Annotated in this window: 9 protein-coding genes and 2 pseudogenes; 9 read left to right on the plus strand and 2 right to left on the minus strand. The window is 64.5% G+C overall.

Annotated features, from left to right (window positions below):
* Nucleotides 1–155: 155 nt before the first annotated feature.
* From ACH4J0_RS39065 to ACH4J0_RS39080, 4 genes are all read left to right on the plus strand, one after another.
* Nucleotides 156–569 (plus strand): hypothetical protein, encoded by a 414-nt coding sequence (locus ACH4J0_RS39065; protein WP_396245950.1) that lies wholly within the window; start codon nt 156–158, stop codon nt 567–569.
* A 276-nt stretch (nt 570–845) separates the two neighbouring features.
* On the plus strand, nt 846–1,592 hold the full coding sequence (locus tag ACH4J0_RS39070; RefSeq protein ID WP_396245951.1) for a hypothetical protein: 747 nt from the start codon (nt 846–848) through the stop codon (nt 1,590–1,592).
* A 104-nt stretch (nt 1,593–1,696) separates the two neighbouring features.
* Nucleotides 1,697–2,308 carry an SMI1/KNR4 family protein gene (locus ACH4J0_RS39075; protein WP_396245952.1) on the plus strand — a complete coding sequence of 204 codons (612 nt, stop codon included), beginning with the start codon at nt 1,697–1,699 and terminating at the stop codon, nt 2,306–2,308.
* Between the two features lie 217 nt (nt 2,309–2,525).
* The gene (locus ACH4J0_RS39080) at nt 2,526–2,909 is read left to right on the plus strand and encodes a contact-dependent growth inhibition system immunity protein (protein WP_396245953.1); all 384 of its coding nucleotides are present in this window, start codon (nt 2,526–2,528) and stop codon (nt 2,907–2,909) included.
* Nucleotides 2,910–3,114: 205 nt separating this feature from the next.
* Here ACH4J0_RS39080 and ACH4J0_RS39085 read toward each other — a convergent pair.
* Nucleotides 3,115–3,522, minus strand: a pseudogene (locus tag ACH4J0_RS39085) (DNA-3-methyladenine glycosylase family protein); the annotation flags it as partial.
* A gap of 430 nt (nt 3,523–3,952) precedes the next feature.
* Between ACH4J0_RS39085 and ACH4J0_RS39090 the strand changes: the two are divergent.
* The 5 genes and pseudogenes from ACH4J0_RS39090 to ACH4J0_RS39110 all read left to right on the plus strand — a co-directional run.
* Nucleotides 3,953–4,174: a hypothetical protein gene (locus ACH4J0_RS39090; RefSeq protein ID WP_396245954.1), complete on the plus strand. Its 222-nt coding sequence runs from the start codon at nt 3,953–3,955 to the stop codon at nt 4,172–4,174.
* Nucleotides 4,171–5,319 (plus strand): radical SAM protein, encoded by a 1,149-nt coding sequence (locus tag ACH4J0_RS39095; protein WP_396245955.1) that lies wholly within the window; start codon nt 4,171–4,173, stop codon nt 5,317–5,319. The genes ACH4J0_RS39090 and ACH4J0_RS39095 overlap by 4 nt, the downstream gene beginning before the upstream one ends.
* Before the next feature lie 545 nt (nt 5,320–5,864).
* The gene (locus tag ACH4J0_RS39100; RefSeq protein ID WP_396245956.1) at nt 5,865–6,506 is read left to right on the plus strand and encodes an aKG-HExxH-type peptide beta-hydroxylase; all 642 of its coding nucleotides are present in this window, start codon (nt 5,865–5,867) and stop codon (nt 6,504–6,506) included.
* On the plus strand, nt 6,503–7,600 hold the full coding sequence (locus ACH4J0_RS39105) for an aKG-HExxH-type peptide beta-hydroxylase (protein ID WP_396245957.1): 1,098 nt from the start codon (nt 6,503–6,505) through the stop codon (nt 7,598–7,600). Before ACH4J0_RS39100 ends, ACH4J0_RS39105 begins: the two co-directional genes overlap by 4 nt.
* Before the next feature lie 13 nt (nt 7,601–7,613).
* Nucleotides 7,614–7,721: pseudogene (locus ACH4J0_RS39110) on the plus strand (IS5/IS1182 family transposase); the annotation flags it as partial.
* A gap of 235 nt (nt 7,722–7,956) precedes the next feature.
* Here ACH4J0_RS39110 and ACH4J0_RS39115 read toward each other — a convergent pair.
* Entirely contained in the window at nt 7,957–8,517 is a 561-nt protein-coding gene (locus ACH4J0_RS39115; protein WP_396245959.1) for a DUF6262 family protein, read from the minus strand.
* Nucleotides 8,518–8,633 lie beyond the last annotated feature (116 nt).

The raw sequence follows: 8,633 nt of genomic DNA on the forward strand, positions 1-8,633 counted from the left end.
GGGGCGCGGGCGCCGGCGAGGAAGGCGAGTTTGCAGACGCGGTGGCGCTGGCCCGCGTAGGGGGCCAGGAGTTCCCTATTGAATGAGCGTGTTGAACACGCTCTGGAGGCCAGCACCCACGACACCACCCGCACCACCGCAGGGAGCAGCACTCCGTGACCCCACCTCCCGACGAACGCCAGCGCATTCTCGACGCCATCGAACGGATCCTCGGGGGCACACCCCGCCACTCCAACGGCGCCCTGACCGTCGTCGCCCTCGCCGCCGAGGCCCAAGTCCCCCGAAACGCCCTCACCCAACGCCACCCCGATCTGCGAAACACCTTCTACGACCGCGTCCGAGACCGCGGCGCCACACCCGACACCGAACTGCGCCTGCGCGCCCAGGTCGCCCAGCTCAAGAAGACCATCGCCAACAAGAACCGGGAGATCGCCCGACTCCGCGCTGACACCACCGGCCTGATCCGTGCGCTCCACCAGGTCACCACGGAGAACGACGGCCTTCGTCAGGCCCACCGGCTGCCGACTGCCGATGTCATCCCCCTGCGCCCGCCACCGAGTTCGAGTTAGCGGTCGGTGGGCCGGTGCTCGCGCCGCAGCCACAGCGACACTCGCGCGGCCCGCCCGCCTCCGCACCCTGTTCCTCCCCAGGCGGGGGTGCGTCTAGCTGAACGACGGTGCGACCTGGACAGCACGCCTTGATGGGGGCACTGGCGCATCGGCCGGGCCAGGTGATCGCCGTGTCGGTCGTGGGCGGTACGGTGTGCGCGCTTGTTCACGGCCTCAGATCTGAAGGGTCCGACGATGGGACACCAGCGACCTCCGGTCGAGGAGATCCTCGCGCGGATGCCGGAGCTCGGCCCGTATGGCCGGGAGGCGGCCCTGTTGAATCCGGAGCGCGGAGCGCCCGGAGTTCGCGACAGCTCGATCGGCGGTCCGCTGCTGTGGCCGGCCGACGAGCCGTGGCCAGCGTGTTCCGCACCGGACGGCGAGTCGTCTTCCGGTTCGCCCGCTTGCCCGATGGTGCCGGTTGCGCAGGTCTTTGCTGATGACATTCCCGGGCCGTGGTGGCCGGACGGCGTTGATCTCCTGCAGATCCTGTGGTGCCCGAACGAGCACTGGGATGCTCCACCGCACCAAGCAGATGTCAGCCCTGTGGTGACACTTCGCTGGCGGAGATCAGCTGACTTCCGCGACGTTCTTGAGAACCCGCCGAAACCTCTTCGCCACTACGAGTTCGGATACCTGCCGCAACCATGCGTCATCAAGCCCGAGTACCTCGTCGACTTCCCGTACCACGAAGAGCTTCCCGAGACACTGCAGCCCAAGCTGGAACGGTTGGTCAAGGAGACGAGCCCGGACGGCGGGGACGTGATCACGCGGGTCGCCGGATGGAAAATGGGCGGCTGGCCGACTTGGCACCTGACGGAGCCGTGGGCCTACAGATGTGAGGCATGCGAGGCGGAGATGCGGCTGCTGTTCACGATCGCGAGCGACAGCGCCACGGACGTGGTGGTTGGACGCTGGGGCGACCTGCGGATCTTCTCGTGCATTGCTGACCATCGGCACCCGTTCGAGGTCGATCTCCACTGACCGTGCTCCGCCCGTGCAGGCAGGACCCAGCTGCCCGCCGGACGCGACGCCCGGTGGTGAGCCGCGGCGGAAGATCGGGACGTTCGACGACTTGGAGGGGCGCGATGGAGCATCCGGACGTTGCGGCGTTGATGCAGGTGATGTCGGCGGAGGACGGCTGTGGCGAGGGGATCGACTGGCCGACGGTCGAGGCCGAGCTGGGGCTGCGTCTGCCAGCCGACTACAAGGCGTTCATGGCCGTCTACGGCGGGGGCGGGATCGATGGTGAGGCGGGCATCCTGCTTCCGGCGGCTCCAGCGGAGGATGGGTTGACGGATCCGGGGACCATCCCGGAGGAGACCGCGAACGTCCGCTACGTGTGGGAGCGTGAGGGCGGACGCGCGGCGCTCGACGTCAGCCCGCTGGACCTGTTGGCCTGGGGCGTCACCTCGGGTCCTGACATCATGTGCTGGCTGACCTCTGGCAGTGATCCCGACCGCTGGCCGGTTGTGGTCTGCCGCCGGTCTGACCCGATCTTCCAAGTCCACCTCATGGGCATGGTCGAGTTTCTGCGTCGCCTCTGCCTTCGCGAGTTCGAGACGTGGCCGCTCTACCTCTCGGCGAACTTCTTCGGGGCCCCTCCCCGGTACGTCCACTGGCGCCTCGAACACATGCGATGGCAGGCCGGGTTGGACCCAGTCACTGGCGAACCCGCACCCGGGCGGAACTCGTTTTGACACCTTCGCAGTCTGCCCGGCTGGGTGGTCGCCGAGCTGGATCGTGGGCTGAGTGCCGCCGGTGGGGTGGCGGGTGGTCAGTTCGGTGATCCGCTGGCCGCTGATGCCGTAGAGCAGGGCCAGCCAGCTGGCCGCGCGGGGACGTCGAGCGGAAGACTGTCGTAGTTCAGACCGCGTTTGAGATCTGCCATGGGACGATCGGTCGGTGACTCGACTCGTGAACCGTGACCGCTCCCTTGAGGAGCTTGAGCGCGACCGCTGGTCGGCCCCGCCGGGCGGCGAAACCCGGCTGATGGCGACCGTGCGCGAGCTTCGGCGCAAGCCGATCGACGACCTGACGGTCGAGGACGTGCGGTTGCTGATCAGGCAAGACGTGGGCCTTGCCTATCTCTTGCCCCTGGCGGTTGAGGTCCTCCGGGGCGCCCCGCTCGCGGAAGGCGACATGTACGAGGGCGACCTGCTGGCCGCCGTGCTCACCAGGAGTGCGGAGGTCTGGAGCGAGTTCCCCGACCTCTGCCGGGAGGTCCGCCTGATTGCCTCGGAGTTGGCCGACGTGCCGCCGGCCCTGAAACGCGAGATCGAGGGGTTCCTGGCTCGGTAGCTCGGCGACAGCAGCTGCCGCCGGCGAGGGGTCGGCGGGCTCACTACGGGGATTGCCGTACGAGCGGTCGTGGGCCGGGGCGCGTCGCAGCACGGCCCCGGGCCCCCTCGACCTGCTCAAGCTGCCCTGACCAGCAACAACCCCTGGCCACAACGACTATGAATCAGCCCTGCACTGGGCCCGCTTCTCAACACGCTGACTTGACAGGGAAGAGGAGTTCGAGCATCTGCTCGTCGCTGCTGCGGGCGCGTCCGGTGAAGAAGTGCCCGATGTGGTTGGCGAGGTGGTAATCACCGACGGACACGGCGTCGGCGTCGCCGTTGGAGCGCTGGAGGGTCTCGGCGGCGGTCCAGATACCGATGCCGGGCACGATCATGAGGCGCTCGAAGGCCTGCGCGCTGGTCATCGCGGAGGCTTCCTCGAGCCGGGGCGCGAGGCGCACGGCGCGCAGGATCGTCGCCGCGCGCTTGGGGTCGACGCCGGCCTTGTGCCATTCCCAGCTGGGCACCGCGGCCCACTCCCTGGCGGAAGGCGTCACCCGCAGCTCGGGCCGGGGGCCGGGCGCAGGAGTGCCGAACCGCCGCAGGAGGTAGCGCCAGGCCCGGTACGCCTCAATGACTTTTCCAACTTCCTACTTCGCCGTGTCGACTCTGAGCTGTAGGGATGCGTCGCGTGCACGTCCGCGACGCGGTCGGACTGACGCGTGAACCGCAGAGTGACCTCGGCTGTCAGCGGGCGAGGCTGGCGGTTCCCAGCGAGGGCCGCAGCCGCAATCCGCGACGGCCTGCCCTTCGGGGCCTCCCCGGCCCAGGGCCATGGCGCCAAGCCTGAGCTTGGTCGCGGTCTTGTCTGCTTAGTCGGGTAGCCGGATCACTCTCATGGAGGTGCAGGATCCCGTCGTCACGCCTGCGCGGCTGCGGGGCGAGGAGCGACACGAGGCGGCGCTCATACGCCCAATGATCGCGTCGAATTCGCCACACACCGGACATCTGATACCGTATGTATGCATTCGGGTACACAGAGTGGCGACAGGAGGCTGCAACATGACTGATGAGCAGGAGACCCCAGCTGGCGGCAATCGCACTAGCTTCGAATACAAGGTGGATCTGAGTAGTGCGACACCGGAAGCGCTCGCAGCCATCAAGAGCGACCTAATCCGTAAGATCACCGAGAACGTTGAGGCCGAGACGTCTCTCGTGCAGCTGGAAGACGCTTCTACTCACGATCGGCACTACAGCGTGCACTCGAAGGATAACCCCCAGTGAGTATTGCGGGACAGCAAGTCCCGCCCCCGCTCGACTGGGTGGTACTCAAGGTCGCGCAGCTATGCAACATCGATTGCGATTACTGCTACGTCTACAATCGCGGTGATCTTGTATGGCGCGAGCGTCCCCGCTTCATCAGCGAGCAAGTTCTGCACGACCTTGCAGGCCGAATCAACACATGTGTTCGGCAGAGCGCACACGACCGTTTCGTTGTGGAGTTGCATGGCGGTGAGCCGCTTCTCCTCGGAAAAGAACGGATGCGCCGCCTAATCCAACTGCTACGTGCGGAGTGCCCGGACGTCACGCTCAAATTCCACTTGCAGACCAATGGCTTGCTGCTTGATGAGGAATGGTGTGTGCTCTTCGAAGAAGAGCAGGTTCGTATCGGCGTCAGTCTCGACGGGCCACCGGAACTCGCAGACCGCCACCGAGTGGACCGCCAAGGGCGCGGTACGACCCGGCGAGTGATTGATAACCTAGCCCGGCTGCGGGTCACAAGCCCCAGCTTCGCAAATATTTTCTCCGGCGTGCTTTGCGTCATCGACCCAGTGGCCAACGGTGGCGAGATGGTCGACTGGTTCCTGGAGCACGGATTCGGCGCGTTCGACTTCCTGCTGCCTGATGGCAACTATGTGAACCTACCGCAAGGGTGGACAGGGCCTGAGGCCTACCTGGCGTTTCTAACCAGCGCCTTTGAGCGCTGGTACGAACTGGGTGCTGCGGCGCCAAGTATCCGCACATTCGAGATCATCATGCGTGCATTCATAGGAGTCCAGCCAGATCTGGACGCCTTCGGGGGCGACCTCCGGCGAATCTGCGTAGTAGAAACAAATGGTGCAATCGGACTGTCTGACACCGTGCGCATGTGTGGTGGGAAATACGCGCAGGATTTGTTCTATGTTTCTACTTCTGATCTCAAGGATCCAGGACAATATTTCGATGTGGCATCCTTGCAGAAACCGTGCACAACGTGTCAGAAGTGCCCGGCTTTCCGTGCCTGCGGCGGTGGATATCTGCCGCACCGATACGACGGGTACGGATTCGATAATCCGTCCATTTATTGCAATGTGCTTTACAAGTTGGTCGAGCGAATCTACGGCCAGATGCGCGAGGATATCCCAGCCGAGCTCTGGGTGAGGGGCTGATGATTGCAGCGAGCGAACCCGTTGGTGCGGCCCAAGTCGCTGTGGCGCAGCAGTTCTCGTGTCCAGAAGGTGGACTTCATGCGGCCCTCGCGGAAATGGTTGCCGTAGCTCACACGGAGGGGCTGCTCAACGCCTTTCTGGCCGACCATGGCGCGGAACTGGCAGAGACGGCTCCTGAGCTGCGCACCTTCCTAACCCATTGCGCCGGCTCCCTAACGTTCGCGGGTGCCTGGTCCCCGGCGCTAGGCGATGTGTGGATCGCTGAGCGCGATCCTCAGACAACGGCGGCCGACATCGCAGTCCGGTGGGGTCTGCACCTAGCAAGTGCTGAGGTAGCACCTGCCTTGTGGTCTGCGAGACTGAGCCGTCCCGCGCCGCTGTTGTTTGGGGGTAGGGTCGTGGCTTTTGGTGACAGGCTCGCCATCTCATCGGACGGCATGCAGGCCACACTCACCGTAGCCAGCGGCTCTAGGACAGCGTCAGTCGAACGGAAGCGACGCGCTGGAAGGTGGGTTGCCGCAGGAGATCTTTTCGAGGATGGCCGCGTGGATTTACTGCTCGCTTCCGCGGCGCCAGCAGGATATTCAGATGGAGTCCAGCCAGACTTCGCCGAAGGTGTTGACGAGCAGATGTACGAGAGCCTGAAGGCCGGCATTGCGTGTCTGCGGTCGGCCGGGCTTTCGTTCCTTGGCTGGGTGGAGCAGGTGATTCGTCAAATCCTGGTGCTGCGCGCCGAGCCGACCCGAACCAAGAGCGGCAGTCGGTCGCACTTTCCAGGTCTCGTGCATATGTCGCTACCGGAGGGCGCGCACGTCGTAGCAGAGAACTTGATGCACGAAGCGAGCCACCAGTACTACCACTTGCTCCTACGGATCGGTCCAATCCACACCGGCGAGGACACTGCACTCTACTATTCACCAGCGGTCGGTCGCCCAAGACCACTTGACAGGCTAGTGTTGGCTTTCCACGCCTTCGGTAACGTGGCTCTGCTCTACCACCGCCTCCTTGAGATCGGTTTTGCGACCAGAGAATCTCGCTCCCAGCTCGATCGCTTGGGGCTTCAGCTGGAGCAGCTGCGCGCGCCAATGGTCGGCAATCCGGCACTCACCCTGATGGGTAGCGAATTCATCAGACCACTCAACGTTGCGTTGGTAGGGCGAGGCATCATTTCGGAAGTGAAACTGTGAACATCGACCTTGCGGAAGCGGTCGCAGGTCGCAACCCAAAAGCATACGCCGAAGCACATGGCCAGTTTGTCTCCCATCAGCTAGACCGATTCGCGGCGCTGACGGCCTCCCTCCACGCCGCCGATCGACCATCATTCGAGCAACTAACTGAAGCGGTTGCCGTGGCAAACCCGCTTGATGTGGAGCGAGTGGTCACTGCGCCGGTGGTAACACGGCGGTTGCGAACGACTGCTTGGAAGAATCCGGTGCGCTTCGCCGATGACGTGGCAACGTTTCTACTCACTGAGCGCGCAAGCCGTGGTGAGGCACACGTCGATAGTGAGAAGTGGACCGCGCTCGGCGATACGCTCGTGCACCCGGATGGTTCGTTGACAACCCCCATCTCAGTGCCTGGACTTCGGGCTGTCGACATTGCTAGCCCGCAAGCCCTCGCAATGAATGCCGAAACTTCCTTGTGTGAGGAACAGAGCAGACCCTCTCCAGCAGAGGACACCGTACGGTTGGTCGGGAGTAGGCTTAAGACTGCGGTCGCTCGAATGGAAGAAATTTCGCCAGCACTGCGTAACTTAGTCTCGACGTGTGTGCTCAGTCTTGTGGTCAGCGAAGACCCGGCCCTGCAATTCAGTTCCAGTTCGCACGGCTTGTTCGTCGGCCGTGTTGCCCTTGCTGCCCGCGCCTGGGAGAGTGCCCCGCTGACGTCTTTCGTCGATGCCTTGGTGCACGAGTCAATCCACTGCATGCTGCTGATGCTCGACCGCCAGAGCCCGTTACTTATTGACGACCTAAAGGCCGATGCCCTTCCGCCGGTGATCTCGCCATGGACTGGTACACCGCTGACTGTTCCGGCATATGTGCACGCCATCATGGTGTGGTTCGGACTTGCCCACTTCTGGCGGGACGCCCATGAGACATCGGCGTTCCCAACGGAAGAGTCAACAGCCATGCTGCGGCGAGCGTTGCGCGGCTTCGAGAATTGCGACGTGGTCGCGAGGATGCTGCCTGAGGCCTATCCGATCTTGCCCGACCGCACGGTGCACAGCCTGACGGTGATGCAGAGCCAGGTCCGCGACCTCATGAGCTCGGCGTTGCGTTGATTACGAGTTGTTCGACAAGCATCGCCGCCTGCTGTGGAAACGCGGCATCAAGCCGATGATCGCCCGACGCGGCGTCGCCCACGGCTCCGGACTCGGCAAGCTCCGCTGGGTCGTAGAGCGCGCCTTGTGGACCGACAGCGCCACCTCCGACATCACTGCCGTCAGTACCGCACCGCAGCCCGCACACCCGAACACCGCCAAGCCGTCCCCACCCGCAGTCGAATCCCTGCATCCCACCAAGCCAGCGACCAAGAGGCAACGGCTTTTCAGCCATCGCTGACATCGCCGGGGATGGCGGAGGGTAGTCCTCAGCGTCCGCCACCGACGGCCCCCTCGGGAAGCCGGAAGCCGCGCGATCACGATGGTGACTCGGCTACGACAGACTGACCCGCCAGAAGTTGCACCTCAAGATCGGCGATGCGCTTCTCGGCGAAGCGTAGGTTGGAGCGGGCTCCTTCGAGGCGCTCCTGCAAGGCTCGGTGCTCTCGGGTCACTTGCTGGACACGGTGCTTGAGGGTGGTGTTCTCGGTGACGAGCGACTGGATGGACTCGCCGGGGACCATCTGGTCGAAGTCACGAAGCTGCCCCATCAACTCACCGATCCGATGGCGCTGAATCAGGATCTCCTGCTGGGTGCGGCCGAGGGCGGCCTCGGCGTTCAGCGCTCGCTCGCGCCAGGTTGCCTCGATCTGATCGTGCTGCTGACCGATCAGTCGGTCGCGGCGGCTGCGGCTGTCGGCGACAGCGTTCTGGACCAGGGCGCGGGCGTCGGGGTTCTCATAGAGGAACGTGGCGGAGACTGCGGCGCGCTGGGCGATGCCGCGGACGGTGAGCCGGCCCCGCTCGCGTTGGAGCTGAGCGATCGCGGCCGTGACGTGGGCGAGCTTATCGTCGGTCTGCCGACGTCGGGCTGCGATGGCGGCCGCAGTGTTCTCGGGCCTGTGGGGCTCGTAAAGTCATCGCTGCAGGTGGAAGGCCGTGTCCAGGGCTGGTCGGTGGTGACTGGGATGCTGCGCGGATGATCGTGTCTCTG

The sequence above is a fragment of the Kitasatospora sp. NPDC017646 genome (genome assembly GCF_044329365.1).
Classification (GTDB): Bacteria; Actinomycetota; Actinomycetes; order Streptomycetales; family Streptomycetaceae; genus Kitasatospora.

Bases quoted from the DNA above. Each gene is read 5' to 3' on its own strand.
- ACH4J0_RS39070 (WP_396245951.1), top strand. From the start codon at position 846: ATGCCGGAGCTCGGCCCGTATGGCCGGGAGGCGGCCCTGTTGAATCCG.
- ACH4J0_RS39075 (WP_396245952.1), top strand. From the start codon at position 1,697: ATGGAGCATCCGGACGTTGCGGCGTTGATGCAGGTGATGTCGGCGGAG.
- ACH4J0_RS39090 (WP_396245954.1), top strand. From the start codon at position 3,953: ATGACTGATGAGCAGGAGACCCCAGCTGGCGGCAATCGCACTAGCTTC.